Origin of the sequence: Enterobacter cloacae complex sp. P16RS2, from assembly GCF_014982155.1 — a bacterium.
Lineage (GTDB): Bacteria > Pseudomonadota > Gammaproteobacteria > Enterobacterales > Enterobacteriaceae > Enterobacter > Enterobacter cloacae_M.
Window position 1 is genome coordinate 130,716 of sequence record NZ_JADCKW010000029.1, and the last position, 15,586, is coordinate 146,301.

Annotated in this window: 22 protein-coding genes; 7 read left to right on the plus strand and 15 right to left on the minus strand. The window is 57.1% G+C overall.

The annotated features are described in order from the left end of the window. Positions 1-7: 7 nt before the first annotated feature. Complete coding sequence (locus INF68_RS18440; protein ID WP_023311627.1) at positions 8-1,036, plus strand: methionine synthase; 1,029 nt, start codon at positions 8-10, stop codon at positions 1,034-1,036. Positions 1,037-1,041: 5 nt separating this feature from the next. Here INF68_RS18440 and INF68_RS18445 read toward each other — a convergent pair whose 3' ends face one another. Next, on the minus strand, positions 1,042-1,974 hold the full coding sequence (locus INF68_RS18445) for a LysR family transcriptional regulator (protein WP_126303251.1): 933 nt from the start codon (positions 1,972-1,974) through the stop codon (positions 1,042-1,044). 95 nt (positions 1,975-2,069) lie between these two features. On the opposite strand from INF68_RS18445, the gene INF68_RS18450 reads away from it, so the two are divergent. Both INF68_RS18450 and INF68_RS18455 read left to right on the plus strand, forming a co-directional pair. Continuing rightward, a complete protein-coding gene (locus INF68_RS18450) occupies positions 2,070-2,504 on the plus strand; it encodes a DMT family transporter (protein ID WP_023311625.1) in 435 nt (144 codons plus the stop codon). Between the two features lie 4 nt (positions 2,505-2,508). Continuing rightward, the gene (locus tag INF68_RS18455) at positions 2,509-2,967 is read left to right on the plus strand and encodes a DMT family transporter (protein WP_126787161.1); all 459 of its coding nucleotides are present in this window, start codon (positions 2,509-2,511) and stop codon (positions 2,965-2,967) included. Between the two features lie 2 nt (positions 2,968-2,969). On the opposite strand, the gene INF68_RS18460 is transcribed toward INF68_RS18455, so the two are convergent. Genes INF68_RS18460 through INF68_RS18495 form a run of 8 tightly spaced genes read right to left on the minus strand, consistent with a single transcriptional unit; the run spans position 2,970 to position 8,844 of the window. Then, positions 2,970-3,497, minus strand: coding sequence for a DUF3833 domain-containing protein (locus INF68_RS18460; RefSeq protein ID WP_126787162.1), 528 nt, complete (start codon positions 3,495-3,497; stop codon positions 2,970-2,972). Beyond that, the gene (locus INF68_RS18465; RefSeq protein WP_126787163.1) at positions 3,494-4,018 is read right to left on the minus strand and encodes a hypothetical protein; all 525 of its coding nucleotides are present in this window, start codon (positions 4,016-4,018) and stop codon (positions 3,494-3,496) included. The genes INF68_RS18460 and INF68_RS18465 overlap by 4 nt, the downstream gene beginning before the upstream one ends. Then, positions 4,015-4,500: a DUF2878 domain-containing protein gene (locus INF68_RS18470; RefSeq protein ID WP_126787164.1), complete on the minus strand. Its 486-nt coding sequence runs from the start codon at positions 4,498-4,500 to the stop codon at positions 4,015-4,017. Before INF68_RS18470 ends, INF68_RS18465 begins: the two co-directional genes overlap by 4 nt. Beyond that, positions 4,497-5,717: a cyclopropane-fatty-acyl-phospholipid synthase family protein gene (locus INF68_RS18475; protein ID WP_126787165.1), complete on the minus strand. Its 1,221-nt coding sequence runs from the start codon at positions 5,715-5,717 to the stop codon at positions 4,497-4,499. The genes INF68_RS18470 and INF68_RS18475 overlap by 4 nt, the downstream gene beginning before the upstream one ends. Continuing rightward, positions 5,714-6,436: a DUF1365 domain-containing protein gene (locus INF68_RS18480; RefSeq protein ID WP_126787166.1), complete on the minus strand. Its 723-nt coding sequence runs from the start codon at positions 6,434-6,436 to the stop codon at positions 5,714-5,716. Before INF68_RS18480 ends, INF68_RS18475 begins: the two co-directional genes overlap by 4 nt. A 1-nt stretch (position 6,437) precedes the next feature. Beyond that, a complete protein-coding gene (locus INF68_RS18485; protein ID WP_109844241.1) occupies positions 6,438-7,697 on the minus strand; it encodes an NAD(P)/FAD-dependent oxidoreductase in 1,260 nt (419 codons plus the stop codon). Further along, complete coding sequence (locus INF68_RS18490; protein WP_126787167.1) at positions 7,694-8,413, minus strand: SDR family NAD(P)-dependent oxidoreductase; 720 nt, start codon at positions 8,411-8,413, stop codon at positions 7,694-7,696. Before INF68_RS18490 ends, INF68_RS18485 begins: the two co-directional genes overlap by 4 nt. After that, positions 8,410-8,844: a nuclear transport factor 2 family protein gene (locus INF68_RS18495; RefSeq protein ID WP_023311616.1), complete on the minus strand. Its 435-nt coding sequence runs from the start codon at positions 8,842-8,844 to the stop codon at positions 8,410-8,412. The genes INF68_RS18490 and INF68_RS18495 overlap by 4 nt, the downstream gene beginning before the upstream one ends. Positions 8,845-9,100: 256 nt before the next feature. On the opposite strand from INF68_RS18495, the gene INF68_RS18500 reads away from it, so the two are divergent. Both INF68_RS18500 and INF68_RS18505 read left to right on the plus strand, forming a co-directional pair. After that, positions 9,101-9,298 (plus strand): hypothetical protein, encoded by a 198-nt coding sequence (locus INF68_RS18500; protein ID WP_023311615.1) that lies wholly within the window; start codon positions 9,101-9,103, stop codon positions 9,296-9,298. A gap of 1 nt (position 9,299) precedes the next feature. Then, on the plus strand, positions 9,300-10,070 hold the full coding sequence (locus INF68_RS18505) for a hypothetical protein (protein ID WP_126787168.1): 771 nt from the start codon (positions 9,300-9,302) through the stop codon (positions 10,068-10,070). A gap of 79 nt (positions 10,071-10,149) precedes the next feature. Here the strand turns inward: INF68_RS18505 and INF68_RS18510 are convergent, their stop codons facing one another. Together INF68_RS18510 and INF68_RS18515 are read right to left on the minus strand one after the other, a co-directional pair. Continuing rightward, entirely contained in the window at positions 10,150-10,551 is a 402-nt protein-coding gene (locus tag INF68_RS18510; protein WP_109844245.1) for a VOC family protein, read from the minus strand. 68 nt (positions 10,552-10,619) lie between these two features. Further along, positions 10,620-10,958, minus strand: a complete 339-nt coding sequence (locus INF68_RS18515) for a helix-turn-helix domain-containing protein (RefSeq protein WP_023311611.1) — start codon at positions 10,956-10,958, stop codon at positions 10,620-10,622. Between the two features lie 90 nt (positions 10,959-11,048). Here INF68_RS18515 and INF68_RS18520 point away from each other — a divergent pair, with 90 nt between their 5' ends. Beyond that, the gene (locus INF68_RS18520; protein WP_126787169.1) at positions 11,049-11,828 is read left to right on the plus strand and encodes an SDR family oxidoreductase; all 780 of its coding nucleotides are present in this window, start codon (positions 11,049-11,051) and stop codon (positions 11,826-11,828) included. A gap of 51 nt (positions 11,829-11,879) precedes the next feature. Here the strand turns inward: INF68_RS18520 and INF68_RS18525 are convergent, their stop codons facing one another. Continuing rightward, positions 11,880-12,458 carry a TetR/AcrR family transcriptional regulator gene (locus INF68_RS18525; RefSeq protein ID WP_023311609.1) on the minus strand — a complete coding sequence of 193 codons (579 nt, stop codon included), beginning with the start codon at positions 12,456-12,458 and terminating at the stop codon, positions 11,880-11,882. A 103-nt stretch (positions 12,459-12,561) separates the two neighbouring features. Here INF68_RS18525 and INF68_RS18530 point away from each other — a divergent pair, with 103 nt between their 5' ends. Then, entirely contained in the window at positions 12,562-13,029 is a 468-nt protein-coding gene (locus INF68_RS18530) for a DUF1348 family protein (RefSeq protein WP_063408878.1), read from the plus strand. A 39-nt stretch (positions 13,030-13,068) separates the two neighbouring features. Here the strand turns inward: INF68_RS18530 and INF68_RS18535 are convergent, their stop codons facing one another. The 3 genes from INF68_RS18535 to INF68_RS18545 all read right to left on the minus strand — a co-directional run bounded on the left by INF68_RS18535 (position 13,069) and on the right by INF68_RS18545 (position 15,504). Then, positions 13,069-13,608: an ester cyclase gene (locus INF68_RS18535; protein WP_109844248.1), complete on the minus strand. Its 540-nt coding sequence runs from the start codon at positions 13,606-13,608 to the stop codon at positions 13,069-13,071. Positions 13,609-13,672: 64 nt separating this feature from the next. Beyond that, entirely contained in the window at positions 13,673-14,392 is a 720-nt protein-coding gene (locus INF68_RS18540) for an SDR family oxidoreductase (protein ID WP_126787170.1), read from the minus strand. Continuing rightward, on the minus strand, positions 14,389-15,504 hold the full coding sequence (locus tag INF68_RS18545) for an alkene reductase (protein WP_126787171.1): 1,116 nt from the start codon (positions 15,502-15,504) through the stop codon (positions 14,389-14,391). Before INF68_RS18545 ends, INF68_RS18540 begins: the two co-directional genes overlap by 4 nt. Between the last annotated feature and the right edge of the window lie 82 nt (positions 15,505-15,586).

Below are 15,586 nucleotides of genomic sequence, written 5' to 3' on the forward strand. Positions count from 1 at the left end.
TTTTATTATGAAAACATTGCTCCCGACTTCAACGGCTGGCAGCCTGCCTAAGCCGACCTGGCTTGCACAACCTGAAACGCTCTGGTCCCCCTGGAAATTACAGGATCAGGAACTCCTGGCGGGTAAACAGGACGCGCTGCGCCTGTCCCTGGATGAGCAGATCCGCGCGGGTATCGATATCGTCAGCGACGGGGAACAGACCCGCCAGCACTTCGTCACTACCTTTATTGAACACCTGAGCGGCGTGGATTTTGAAAATCGCCAGACGGTGCGCATTCGTAACCGCTACGACGCCAGCGTGCCGACCGTGGTTTCTGCCGTTGCGCGTCAGAAACCGGTATTCGTGGACGATGCGAAATACCTGCGTCAGCTCACGGACAAGCCGATCAAATGGGCCCTGCCCGGGCCGATGACCATGATCGACACTCTTTACGACGCCCACTATAAAAGCCGCGAAAAGCTGGCCTGGGAATTCGCCAAAATCCTCAATCAGGAAGCGCGTGAGTTAGAGGCCGCAGGCGTGGATATTATCCAGTTTGATGAACCGGCATTTAACGTCTTTTTTGACGAGGTGAACGACTGGGGTATCGCCGCGCTGGAGCGCGCCATTGAAGGGCTGAAGTGCGAAACCGCGGTACACATCTGCTACGGCTACGGCATCAAAGCCAATACCGACTGGAAAAAAACGCTCGGCTCAGAGTGGCGCCAGTACGAAGAGGCCTTCCCCAAGCTGCAGACCTCTAATATCGACATCATCTCACTGGAGTGCCACAACTCCCGCGTGCCGATGGATCTGCTGGAGCTGATCCGCGGTAAAAAGGTGATGGTCGGCGCGATTGATGTGGCAACCAACGCCGTTGAAACGCCGGAGGAAGTCGCCGATACGCTGCGTAAAGCGCTGCAGTTCGTCGATGCCGACAAGCTTTACCCGTCAACCAACTGCGGCATGGCCCCTCTTTCACGCCAGGTGGCTAACGGCAAGCTGAAAGCGCTTAGCGCCGGCGCAGAGATTATCCGCAAGGAGCTCGGCGCGTAATTGCCTTACGTTTGCCAGTAGAGCGGCGTACCGAAAAACGCCACGTAATAATCAATCACCGCCCTGACGTTCAGGGGCGGATGACGTGCGTTAGGATAGATCGCCGCAATATTGAGTTGCTCCGTGTTGATGGCGCACGCCATTTCCGGCATAAGGGCAACCAGCTCACCCCGCTTCAGCCTGTCGCCAATCAGCCAGTCCGGAAACAGGACGATCCCCATCCCGCCCAGCGCGGCAATGAGCAGCGACTCCGCATTATTGGACGTCATCAGCGGCGCGACGGGATAATGCACCCAATTCTCCCCTTTGCGACGCACGAGCCAGCGGTTAGGCCCGGACGAACCGCGATAGACCAGACATTTGTGCTGGCTCAGTTCGGTCGGGTCGGCCGGAATGCCGTGTTGACGCAGATACGCGGGAGATGCGGCGAGGTGGTAGCGCTGCTGCCCAAAAACACGGGCGTGGAACGTCGAATCCGTCAGCGTGCCGATGCGGAAAATGAGATCGGCGGCGTCCCGGTGCGGGTCGATAAAGTCATCGGTAAGCGTTAGCTCTATGGTTAACCGTGGATAACGCTCGGCCAGGCCTGCCAGTCCGGGCGCAACGTGTCTCTGTCCAAAAAATACCGGCCCATTTATGCGAACCGTGCCGGAGGGTTCGGTCGAACGTTCGTCCAGCTCTCGACGCGCCTCTTCGAAGTTATCGACCATCGCCCGGGCATAGCGGATAAACAGATGCCCGCTTTCCGTGGGGATCACCGCCCGGGTATTGCGATAGAACAGCTGCTGGCCGAGCGCGTCCTCAAGCTGATGAACAATGCGCGACACCTGCGAGGCAGAAATTCCTTCTCGTCGCGCGACGACGGAAAAGTTCTGCGTTTCATAGACGGCAATAAACAGCAGCAGTGAGCGAAGGTTCATGCTTCCGGCATCTGACATTAATGCATTTCCTGCAATGGTGTTTCCTGCATTATGGCATTTTTCTCACGGGTCTACCGACGTAATCTTCTTCGCCAGAAAACGGAGGAAGCGTAATGCAGTTTATTTTGATTTTACTGGTGATTGCCGGAGGGATGGGCCTCTCCGTCGAGGCGGGGCTGCTGGGACCATTAGGGGGAGAAGTGGGCGATTTATGGGCGACGTTCAGCATTTTTGGCGTCGGCGCCGCGCTGACGTTTCTGCTGATGCTGTTTTTCAGCCCGCGTAACAGCCCGTCGTTTTTCGCCCAGCCCGGCTGGCAGCTGCTCGGCGGCGTGCTTGGCCCTGTTTACGTGGTCATTCTGACGATCGCCACGCCGACCATCGGCATCGCTCTGACGATGATTGGCATTCTGGCTGGTCAGGTTTTTAAAAGCCTGATCATTGACCACTTTGGCCTGCTGGGTACGCCGCACAGGAAGATAAACGCAAAACGTATCGTGGCGCTGGTTTTTATTATTGCGGCACTGGTTCTGGTCGCACAGGGGTGATGATATGACGCTGATAATGATTCTTCTGGCCGTCTGCGGCGGCGCAACGCTGAGCATTCAGGCCGCGATTAACGGGCAGCTCGGCAGCAGCGTGGGCGTTTTCAAAAGCGCGTTTCTGACATTTTCCGTCGGCGCGCTGGTGACCGCCCTGCTCATTTTCTTCTTTGAGCCTAAGCAGGCGGTCACGCTGCTGGACGTGCCGAAATGGCAGCTCCTCGGGGCGATGTTCGGCGTGCCTTACATTGTGATCATGGTCGTGGCGGTGCAGCGCATCGGCACCGCCGTCGCCACGGTGGCGGTGATATTCGGCCAGCTCGCCATGAGTATGTTGATTGATAACTTTGGCTGGTTGAACAATCCCGCTATTCCGTTTTCGCCGAGCCGTCTGGGCGCGGTGGTTTGCCTGGGGGTTGCCCTGTACTTCATTTACTCCAGCAGCAAAACCGGCAATGTTCGCGACTAAGCTTACGTCTTCCGGGTGAAAAACAGCGTCACCGTGGCGACGGTGACGCCAAATTTCTTCATCTCAGTTTTATTAAACAGATGGGTCTCATCCTGCAGGTACATCCAGTCGTCGAAGTTCAGTAGCCAGGTGCTGCCGTTGGCCTTCACGTTCATGCTGTAATGCCAGTTAAAGGCGTTGCCTGCGACCTGACCCGTGGCAACGCCTTCAATATCCCCTGCCGTTCCCTCGTAGCGATCGTTCCCCACGCGGCGGATATGCCAGACCCGCTGCTGCTTCTCGCCATCGTCGTAGACGAAGTGCTCGTTGAGCGTCAGCGTATCACCGATAACATCCCCGGCAATCTCAACGTGAAAACGGCGGATCTGCTTGCCGCTGCGATCCTGCACCATCCCCCACGCTTCGGTTTTGCCCTGGAAGTAGTGGAAGATATCAAGCCGCGGCTCCTGCTGGCGATACTCGGCCACTTCAGTGCTACAGCCCGCCAGCAGCATCGTGAATGCCAGCGCCATCATCAGGATATGTTTCATTTTTGGCCTCCGATTAACTGCTGACGCAGCTCAGGATATTGCGTGCGGGGATCGAGCCAGATGGCCAGAAAACGGGTGCTGAACGCTTCCGACTGACGCGGTCCGAGTGGAATAAAGGAGGTTTGCGCCGCTGACGCGCGATACCAGAACTGTCCCTGCTTATCGTTGAGAACAAACGCCAGCTGTGAGCCCGGGCGAACATCCGGCCACAGCGACCGGAGCATCCGCAGCCAGGCTTCGCTTTGCGGTTCCTGCGCCAGGATCCCCTGCGCCTGCCACTGGTCGCGGGTCGCCTCGACCAACTCATCGCGATCGATGTCCCGCGCATAGGTAATAATCAGCGCCTGATCCTGGTCCTCCCGACCGTAACGCCCGTCCGGGGTGCGCAGCTGGGAGGTATAAACGGTGAAAGGTCCCCAGGTGAGCGTGGCGTCTCCCACCTTCCGCCACGCCAGCCAGTCGGCGGCCTGGGCAACCGGAACAACCACCGTCAGCCAAAGCAGCAAAACCACAGATCTCATTTTTGTCTCCCCTTCAGCAGGTGGAAAAACAGCATCAACACCAGCCAGCCCGGCGCCATCCAGCTCACGACGATAAAGGTCGGCTCCAGAAATGTGATGGCTCCCAGCCGCTCGCCAATCAGGTACGCCACCGGCCCGCCCACGGCGGCCAGCAGGGTCAGCAGCCAGCCGGGTAGCGTGGTGGTGCGCGTCAGCTGCGTCCAGACGGTGGCGAACATCAGCCACAGTGCCACCATCCAGAGCGGCATCAGGGAGTCGCTCGTGAAGGCAATCAGCCCCGTCAGCGCCCAGAGCGTATCCAGCAGGCTGCCCGCCGCCGCCAGACCAATGGCGTAAAAACGGTATACAGGCGGCAACAGCAGGCACGCCAGGATCGCCAGAGCGATCCAGATAATCAGGCCCTGTTCGCGAAAGAGCGCCACCAGCGCCCAGTAGAGATCGAACGCGACGGCCAGCAGGAAGACCTGAATATGACGTCTCATACGCGCTCGGCGGTCAGCTGCACCACGCTGATGGTGCGGGCGTTAAACCCGGCTTCGCAGTAGCCAAAATAGTACAGCCACATGCGGCGGAAACGTTCATCGAAGCCGAGCTTTTCAATCTCCTGCCAGGCGTGGACAAAGCGCTGCCGCCAGTGGGCCAGCGTGCGGGCGTAGTCCGGCCCCATGTCGAAGAGATTGCGCACCACGAAATCGGTATGGCGCGTCATCAGCTCGTTCATCGCGGTAATGCTCGGCAGGAAGCCGCCGGGAAAAATGTAGCGCTGGATAAAATCGACGCTTTTGCTGTAGTCGCGATAGCGCTGGTCCTGAATGGTGATGGCCTGAATCGCCATTCGTCCTCCGGGGCGCAGCCGCGCCTGACAGGTCCGGAAGAACGTGGGCAGATAGCGTTGCCCGACGGCTTCAATCATCTCTATTGAGACCAGCTTGTCGTACTGCCCGGTGAGGTCGCGATAGTCGCAGAGCAGCACCTCAACGCGATCCTGCAGCCCGGCGCGGGCGATCCGCTCGGTCGCCCAGCTATATTGCTCCTGCGATAGCGTGGTGGTGGTCACCCGACAGCCGTAATGACGGGCCGCGTATTCCGCCATCGCGCCCCAGCCGGTGCCAATTTCCAGCAGGTGATCGGTCTCGCTCAGCGCCAGCTGGTCGCAAAGACGCGCCATTTTGGCCCGCTGAGCCGCCGTGAGATCCTGCTCGTCAGCCGTAAACAGCGCGCTGGAATAGAGCAGCTCTTTATCCAGAAAATGGGCATAAAAGGTATTGCCCAGATCGTAATGGGCGGCAATATTTTCGCGCGCCTGCGCGCGGGAGTTACGCCGCGTCCAGTGGCGTATCCGCTCCAGCGGCCTGCCGAGCAGACGGAAGCCGTTTTCCAGACGACCAAGCACCTCGCCGTTGAGCGCGAGCAGCTCCAGAAGCGGCGTCAGGTGCGCGGTTTCCCATTCGCCATCCATCCAGGCCTCTGCCGCAGCAAGGCTCCCGCCCGTTAAGACGCGCCAGTAGACGCCGGGAGAAAGAATTTGCACATCCGCATGCAGCGCGGAGGATGACTCACCAAAATGGAAGGTCTGCGCCCCTTCACGCAGGGTGAGCGAGCCGCCGCGAATGCCGCTTAGCAGACGAAACAGCAGCCAGCGCGCGACGCGGACGTTGCGCGGGATATCGGGTTCTAACGCAAAGACGGGATCGGTCATGAGCGTTCACTCCTGCTGACGGGATGGTTATACAGCGGCACGCGCTTGAGCCACAGGCGCAGCGCCTGCCAGTAAATGGCAAAAACGGTTTTCAGGGTCATAAGCGGGACGCGAACCAAAAGCGAACGCAGCGCCGGGCGCGTCAAAGGCTCCCGGCGCAGGGCCAGCGTGGCGTCAAAGACCTTCGCTTCCTGATGATTTTCAATGTGCATATGCAGCGTGTTGTCCGGGTCGTTAAAGCGCCAGTGGTAGATCATGTCCATCGGGTTAAAGGGGGATACGTGAAACGCTTTTTCCGTCGGCTGCGCATCCAGTCCGTTGACGGCATAGTAATGACGTTCATTCCACGGCGTGTTGCGAACCTCCGCCAGCACCCAGCGCAGCGTCCCCTTCCCGTCGTAGCAGTAGTAAAAGTTGACCGGATTGAAATGAAAGCCGAAATAGCGCAGCTGCGTCAGGAGCATGACCCGCCCGTCCGGACGTTCCCCGGTCAGGCTCTCCAGCCTGCTCAGCACGTTTTCTTTGAGCGGCGTACCGAGCGGGTAGTCCGCATCGTGAAACGAAGCGGCGGCAAAGCGATTGCGCCGCACGCCAACGGACGGCAGCAGCGGCACTTCATCGAGATCCAGCCAGGCCATAAAGACGCTGTAGCTGAATTCATGGGTTTTCGGCTGAAGGCGGCGGTGGCGTAACACGCCGTGGTAGAGGCAGCTGTTCATCTCACTTCCCCTCTCCGACCGCTATCGCGTTGACCACGTCCAGCGCGCTGCGCACGCCATCTTCATGAAAGCCGTTGTACCACCAGGCACCGCAGTACCAGCTCCGGTTATGACCGTTGATCTCCCCGCGCCGCGCCTGCGCCCGCCAGCTTTGCGGGTTAAACAGCGGATGTTCATAGACAAAGCGTTGCAGAACGAAGCGTTCATCCACCGGCGCGTCCGGGTTGAGGGTGACGCAGAACAGCGGACTGCCCTCAGGCAGCCCCTGCAGGATGTTCATGTTGTAGGTGACGCAGGCGCTGGCCTGTTCCTCCGCGCTCAGGCGGTAGTTCCAGCTGGCCCACGCGCGCTGCCGCACCGGCAGCCAGCGCGGATCGCTGTGTAAAACGACCTCGTTGCGCTGCCAGCCGATATCGCCCAGCACCTCGCGCTCTGCGGGCGTCGGGTCATCAAGCATCGCCAGGGCGCTGGCGGAGTGGCAGGCAAAAATCACCCGATCGAAGTTATGACTGCCTTTTTCAAGCTGAAGCGTAACCCCGTGCTCGTGGCGGCTCACCCGCTGCACCGGAGAATTGAGGTGCAGATTCAGACGGTCGCCCAGCTTGTCGAGCATGGCGCGGATATACTCCCGCGAGCCGCCCGGCACCACGTACCACTGCGGGCGATGGGTGATATCCAGCAGCCCGTGGTTCTGGAAGAAACGTAAGAAAAGCGGCAGCGGGAAACGCTTCATCTCCTGCAGCGACGAGGACCAGATGGCGGCCCCCATAGGCAGAATGTAGTGGCGCGCAAAAAACGGCGTGAAGCCGTGCTGGTCCAGAAACGTCTGCAGCGTGGCGTTCGGGTCCACTTCCCCGTCCAGCGCCTGTTTTGCCAGGCGGTTAAAGCGTACGATCTCCCCCAGCAGCCGCCAGAATGCCGGATTCACCAGGTTTCGGCGCTGGGCAAAAAGCGACGTCAGGGTGTGACCGTTGTACTCCAGCCCCGTCGCCGGGTTGTGCACCGAAAAGCTCATCTGCGTTTTTTGCCCGCTGATGCCCAGCTCGCTGAGGAGGCCCATAAAGCGCGGATAGGTGCGATCGTTGTAGACGATAAACCCGGTGTCGATCGCGTATGTGCCCTGTGGCGTTGAGACGTCAACCGTTGCGGTATGGCCGCCGGGCGTGGCGCCCGCTTCAAACAGGGTCACCTGATGGTGCCCGGCCAGGCGCCAGGCGCAGGTCAGCCCGGCGATGCCGCTGCCGATAATCGCAATGTTCATGAACGCACCATCCTGCGCAGCAGCGCGCGCTGAAGAAACGCCGGTAACCCGGAGAGCGCACGCAAAATAAAGCCGAACCCGGCGGGGAACGCGATATGCATTTTCTCTGCCGCCAGTCCGGTACGGATCGCCTTGACCGCCTCGTCAACGCTCACCCTGCCCGGCATGGCAAAATCATTTTTGCGCGTCAGCGGCGTATCAACAAAGCCGGGAGAAACCACCGTGACGGCAATACCTTTGGGCTCCCAGTCCAGACGCAGACTCTCGGCGAACCAGCTCAGGGCCGCTTTGGACGCGCCGTATGCCTCTGCCCGTGGAAAAGGCAGCCAGTGGGCCATGGAGCTCACCAGCACCACGCGGTTGCCAGCCGTCAGCTGGGGCTGCAGCGCGTCAAGACAGTTCACCGGGCCGAGGAAATTTGTCGCCATAACCCGCTCCACCAGCGCCGCATCCACCACGCCCCCATCGAGGTATTCGCAGGTGCCGGCGCAGAGAATAATCAGATCGGCATAGCAGCCGGTCAGCGCCTGGCGGCAGGCGTCCCTGTCGATCATATCGAACAGGCGAACGGTGAGATTGGGGCAGATCTGGCGCAGCGCTTCGAGGCGCGCCCGATCGCGACCGCAGGCAATCACATGGAAGCCGTCAGCGGCAAAGGATTTCGCCAGCCCGGCGCCAATCCCCGAGCTTGCACCGGTGATCAGTACCGTTTTCATGATTTGACCCTCCGCTTCACGCCGCGTACCGCCCAGCCAAGCAGAGGAAGATGTTCGTAGATCATCTCTCCAGCATCGTAATAGTCCCGCTGACGCGTGATGAGATCGCTTTCCGTGTCCACCACCGAACATCCCGGCAGTTCGAGCGGCTCTCCCCCGGCAATGCGCGGATGCGACCAGTGCATTACCCAGGTCACAGCAAACCGGTTCCCGCTGCACAGCGGCGTATCGATGGTAAAACGGCAATGCTCGACGTTGGCCAGCAGATGGGTGAAATAGCGCTGAAGCGCGAAAATCCCGTCATGCTCGCCAAACGGATCGATAAGCGTGGCATTCGAATGGTAAAGCCCCACCAGCGCGGACGGCGGCTGGCTATCCAGTGCGGCGTAGTACTCAACAAACCGACTCACGACAGAGGGCAAAGTGCTCATGGGTCACATCCTGGCTGTAAACAACGTGGCGTAATCGCATAATTAAAACTTACACAATTAACGTTATTTGTCCAAGTTTGTGATGATTTATTTTTTATTTTATAAATAAATCATAAGCTTAAAATAAGACAAAAGAGTGAATTCTGTAGGCCTTGTAAGGCATAGCCTCCACCCGGCTTTAACTTTCAGGATATCCTTAAGGCAAACTCGCCGGTCTTCTTCCAGGCTTATCCTTTTTATTCATAAGGATGCCCGCATGAAACGTTTCTTTCTCTCCCTTTTCTCCAGCCCGGAATCCTTACTGCAGGTGATGAGCCAGCAGGAAATCATTGAAGCCGTCGAAGATGGCGATCGCATCATTATCGACCAGGACGGGAACGCCTCGGTGAACTACAAAAGCAACGAGGTGCGGCAGGATTTTCTGCGTCACGTCAACATGCTGAAGAGGGCCTGATATGGGAACGGCGATATTTATGGTGCTGATGGTATGCGGGTACTGGTACACCAGCCGCGACCTGTCGACCCGCTTTAAAATCAAGCGCTCCTTTGGCTGGGACGTCTATTTTCTTGTGGCGCTGTACGGCTGTATTTTTGTTCTGCAGGGCGTGATTGCCACCGGTCTGCTCTGGCTGCTCCTGCTCGCCCTTTCTGCGGCCAACAACGCTTTTCACTTTGCCTCGCCGAAATATACCGACTGGCAAATCGACTTTATGAACTGGAGCTTTTTAGGCATTCAGGCGCCGGTGGTCGTGATGCTGGCGTTTGCCATCCTGTTTTGCCTCTACCGCTCTAACTGGGCAGGCAGCGCCAGGCTGGACGGCGAAAGCCGGAAAAAGCTCTACAAACGTCTGGCGCAGTCGAGCGGTATTGAACAGCTGCTGTATCAGTGTATGGAGCAAGGCGAACTGGCGCAGGTCACGCTGCGGTCGAGGCGGATTTACGTCGGCATGATCCACACCGCGACGCTGGAATATGAAAAAACGGCCAATATCGTGCTGATCCCGATGTTAAGCGGGTACAGAGACGCGAAGACGATGAACTTTCGCATCGAGAATAACTACAGCAGGTGGTATGCGGAGCATGACATCACGCTCGACTCCGAACCCCGCAGCGCCATGTCATTCCGGAAGGTGATTTTACTCAATCAGATTGAGAGCCTCTCGCTGTTCGATCCCGCCAGCGCGCTATCGCTGGCGCAGCGGGACGAGAGCTCTCATTCTAAATAGATATCCCCATAATCCTGAGTATGCTCTGGAGGGAAGCGTGCAGGGCAAAAGGCGGATGACACATCATGTATGGTGATATTCACGGCTGCGCATTCTGGTAAAGATCCCAGCGGTTGCCGTAAATATCTTCAAACACCACCACCGTACCGTACTCTTCCTCGCGAGGTTCTTCGCAGAAATGAACGCCTTTATCTTTCATGGCACGGTAATCGCGCCAAAAATCGTCCGTCTGAAGGAAGAGGAAAACTCTGCCGCCGCATTGATTGCCGATAAAGCTTTCCTGCCTCTCGTTAGAGGCGCGAGCCAGCAAAATATTGCAGTCGCTTTCCGGGTTCGGTGAGACGACCACCCAGCGTTTACCCGGTTGGGGCGTATCTTCTACAAGGGTAAAACCCAGCTTATCTGTGTAGTATTCAATGGCACGATCGTAGTCATCAACCACAACAGCCACGCAGCCAAGGCATCGCTTCTGTGTTCTCATTTTTCGTTTCCTTTGCATAAATGGGTTAAGGGCAACGCTATCCCATTGCAGCGTGCTGGCCGCCGGGTTTACTGGCTTGCGTAAGCCTCGCGCTTTTCTGCCCATTTCAGCATGGCATCAAGCGCCGGACATAATGCCTGACCCCAATCGGTGAGGCGATACTCCACTTTCGGTGGCACTTGCGGGTAGACCATCCGCGAAACGATACCATCGGATTCAAGTTGCCTGAGCTGCTGCGCCAGCATCTTCTGGGAAATACCGGGGATCAGTTTTTCGAAATCAGAGTAGCGCTGCACTTTTCCGTCGAAAAGATGAAAAAGAATAATTAATTTCCAGCGGCCTTCCAGCAGCCGTAACACTTGCTCCACGCCGCTCGCGGCAGATTCCGGACTATATAACTTACTCATAATTCAGTAGCTCACTTTTTCGTGCGTACTTGTCAATTTCTCAGTCTATGTTGAATATACCTGTACTGTAAATAACGGGAGTGCAAGGTTATGTCATTAGATATTGATTTTAAAGGCAAACGCGTGCTTGTTACCGCTGGCACGAAAGGTCTCGGAAAAGCGGTCGTCGGGCTTTTAAAACAACTCGGTGCAACGGTATTCACGACTGCGCGCCACGAGCCGGACGTAGATATAGCAGATTCTTTCGTCGCCGCGGACCTTACGACGGTCGCTGGATGTGCCGCTGTCGTATCTGCGGTTCAGGAACAGATGGGAGGCGTCGACGTGATTATCCATGTTGCGGGCGGCTCAACCTCGCCCGGTGGCGGTTTTGCTGCGCTTGGCGAAGAAGAGTGGCAGCAGGAGCTCAATCTTAATTTGTTGCCTGCAGTACGCTTAGATCGCGCCCTGCTTCCCGGAATGCTCGCGCAGGGAAATGGGGTGATTATTCACGTGACGTCTATTCAGCGCGAGCTGCCGTTACCGGAATCAACAACGGGTTATGCGGCGGCTAAAGCAGCCCTCTCAACCTACAGTAAAAGTCTTTCAAAGGAAGTCTCACCGAAGGGCGTTCGGGTGGTGCGCGTTGCGCCCGGCTGGATCGAAACTGAAGCGGCGGTTGCACTGGCGGAGAGGCTGGCAAAGCAGGCAGGAACAGACTACGAAGGCGGTAAGCAGATTATTATGAAGGCGTTAGGTGGAATACCGCTCGGACGCCCTGCCAGACCGATTGAGGTGGCCAACCTCATCGTCTTCCTCGCTTCATCGCATGCTGCGAGTATCACCGGTACTGAATTTGTGATTGATGGCGGCACCATTCCGACAGTGTAACGCGGGTGCTTAATCGGCTCGGTGCGCGAGTTGATTAAGCACCGGGGAATATCACCGATCGGACAGTTTCTCCAGGCCCTTTTTTAACGCATGTTTTACCGCTTCTGAATCCATGCCCATCTGTGCATGAATAATTGCGCCGTCAATGAGCAGCATGATTTCATTGACGACGCGCTCATCTGCACTCTTCGTCAGCAAGGCAATAATTTTCTTTGTTTCTGACTTATGACTGCGGCATATCTCTTTTATCTCGCTTTCAATATCTTCCGATTTCGCCTCTGCGCTGGCGTTAATAAACGCGCAGCCGTGGAAATCGGGCGAAATAAACCATTCGTAAAGCGTTGCAGATATCGCATCAGCAGGTATTTCGCCTTCATCGAGATGTCGACGCAGCGTGGATTCAAACCAGTTAATCCATATTTCATGCCGATAGTGCAAATAGGCGAGAATAAGCAAGCTCTTACTCGGAAAATGGCGATAGAACGTCACCTTGGTCACTTTAGACGCTTTAATCAGCGTATCCACCCCTGTCGCCCTGAAGCCCGTGGAATAAAACAGATCGTGCGCCGTGAGTAATATCTTATCTCTGACGCTGATTTTTGTATCGTTGCCTGCGGGTTCTGTTTTCACTTTTGGCTTGCCTCAAAAAGAATGTTGACAGCGTTATTTTACAGGCATAGATTAGCGCAAGTAGACAGATCTGTCTACATAATATAACGCTGAGGTAATCGCAATGAACACACGTCCTCCTTTACCGCCCTTCACTCGTGAAAGCGCCATCGAAAAAGTCAGACTGGCAGAAGATGGCTGGAACAGCCGCGACCCGGCGAAAGTCGCGCTTGCCTATACGCTGGATACCCAATGGCGTAACCGCGCAGAGTTCGCCACCAACCGTCAAGAAGCCCAGGCGTTTCTGGAGCGGAAATGGAAAAAAGAGCTGGACTATCGTCTGATTAAAGAGCTCTGGGCATTTACGGAGAACCGGATCGCGGTGCGCTATGCCTATGAATGGCATGATGATTCCGGCAACTGGTTCCGCTCTTACGGCAATGAAAACTGGGAGTTTGAGCCGGACGGACTGATGAAGCGCCGCTTTGCCTGCGTAAACGATATGCCGATCAAAGCTTCTGAGCGGCTGTTCCACTGGCCGCTGGGCAGACGCCCGGACGATCACCCTTCGCTGAGCGATCTTGGCTTATAGGATTTTCGCATCACTCCGGGCAGCCCCGGAGTGATGACCTTACAGCGCGCCCAGCTGTTTCATCAGCGTCAGGTTGTCCTCAATATGCCAGTTAGCCACAATCTTACCGTCACCAATCTCATAAATATCCGTGGCGATAAAATCTATTTTCTGCCCCTGTCCTTTCAGCTTGCCAAAGGTTCCGGTGAAGGTGCCGTGAAAATGCAAATGCGAAACCACGCGATCGCCTGAAATAATCATCTGCTCAACGTCACAGCGTAAATCAGGCACGGCTGCACGAAACGCGCGGGAAGCTAAAATAGCGCCTTCCGACCCCTGCTTACGCCCTTCCGGAGGCGTTTTATCAATAAAGCCTGCCGCCAGGGCATTACGCGCCAGGGTTTCATTACCCGTGTTCCAGAATGAAGCATATTCTCTGGCGACGGCTTCATTCGCCTTTAATTGCGCCTGCGGCAGGCTGTTGTCTGCAATAAGCTGTTTTGGCTGCAGCCATTCCCTCTGCGCGGAAATCGCATTGCCCGACAGACCTGCAAAAATAACCATCGCTACAGCCGAATGAAAATACGTCGTATATTTCATGATATCTCTCAATAGAGTATTACATTACCCGCAGTCGATTTCCTGCGGTTCAAATCAGAGAGGGTCAGTTAATTAACGCCCCGCCCTCAATATCAATGACCGACCCCGTGACAAAGGGATTATCAATGGCGAAAAGATACCCTTGAGCGATGTCCTCCGCCCTTCCCCAGGCTTTGGCCGGCAGGGTTTCCGCCGCGCCAGCGAGCATTTTTTCCCGCGCGGCGGCGTCCATGCCCGCATACGCTTCCGTGTCGGTCAGCCCCGGACTTACGACGTTGACGCGCAGCGGTGAAAGCTCTTTCGCCAGCACTTTTGTCGCGGCCTCAATGGCGGCATTCATCGTCGTTTTAACAATGGCGCCCGCCACGGTGCGACGCGCCACGAACCCGCTGGTGAACGTCAGCGTACCGCGGGGGGCGATGTTCCCGCCGAGATAGCGGGCAACATTGAGGCTTCCCCAGAATTTTGTATCAAAGGCCAGCCTTGCCGCGCGGAGATCCAGCCCGGAAAGAAGCCCTCCCGGAGCCTGTGAACCCGCCGTAACGACAATATTATTGACCTCACCCAGCGTTTCACCGAGTGCGACAAGCTCTGCCTCACGGCTGATATCCAGCACGAAGGTATGAACAGACGCGGCGTGGGCGCTCAGCCGTTGCCGCGCAGCGTCCAGCTTCGCGCCGTCGCGGCCCGCAAGAATAATCTCCTCGCCGCGCCCGGCAAGCAGGCTGCCCACGGCGAAACCGATGCCGGAAGCGCCGCCGATAATTAAGGTTTTACGGGTCATAACGTTTCCTCCTGCTGGGTGTAAATGGGGTAATCGGTATATCCCGTCGCGGTGCCGCCAAACAGCGTAGCGGGGTCGCGGACCTTGGCCAGAGGCAGCTGGTGCGCCAGCCGGTGGGGTAAATCCGGGTTGGCAATAAACGGCCGTCCGAAGGCAATCAAATCGGCATAGCCGGCAGCAAGGATCTTTTCCGCTTTTTCAGGGTCATAGTTCCCCGCGACGATAAGGGTTCCGCTAAAGGTCTCGCGAAGCGATTGCCGGAACTGCTCAGGTACCTGCGGCGCATCGTCCCAGTCGGCTTCCGCCAGGTGGATGAACGCAATCCCTTTTTGTTCACACCAGGCCGCGAGAGCGAGTATGGCTTCAGTCACCTGCGGATCGTTCATCCCGCGCTGGGTAATAAACGGGGAAAGGCGAATGCCCGTACGCTCGCGGCCAATGGCCTCGGCAATGGCGCTTAGCACCTCCTGAGCAAAGCGGATCCGGTTCGCCAGCGTGCCGCCGTACTCGTCCGTGCGTTTGTTGGAGGTTTGACGCAGAAACTGGTCGATCAGATAGCCGTTTCCGCCGTGAACCTCCACGCCGTCGAACCCGGCCTGAACGGCATTCAGTGCCGCCTGACGATAGTCCGCGATGATGCTGTGAATGTCCTTGCGCGAGAGGGTTCTCGGCTGCGGGCAGTCAACCATTTGGCCTTCGCCCTTTTCGTTCACCACCCACACCTGCGCGTCCGGCGCCAGTGCTGACGGAGCGACGGGCTGACCATCCTGATGAAAACTGGCGTGCGACATTCGCCCGACGTGCCAGAGCTGCGAAAAAATCACCCCGCCCGCCTGATGCACGGCGCCAGTGGTGAGCTGCCATCCTGAAACCTGCTCAGGCGAATGGATGCCGGGCGTCCATGAGTATCCCTGGCCCTGAGGCGAAATCTGGGTGGCTTCCGTGATAATTAATCCGGCGCTGGCCCGCTGCCAGTAATACTCCGCCATCAGCGCCGAGGGAATATTTCCCGGCTGTAGGGAGCGCGCGCGGGTCATCGGCGCCATAACGATACGGTTTTTCAGGTCCTGCTGACTCAGCCTGTAGCGTTCAAAAAGTGAGATACGTTGCATGTTTTCATCCCTTATTGTTTGGATGAAATCACTTTACAGGCGGCATCTGGTTTTGATAATTACGCTAAAAGCAGATGCACTT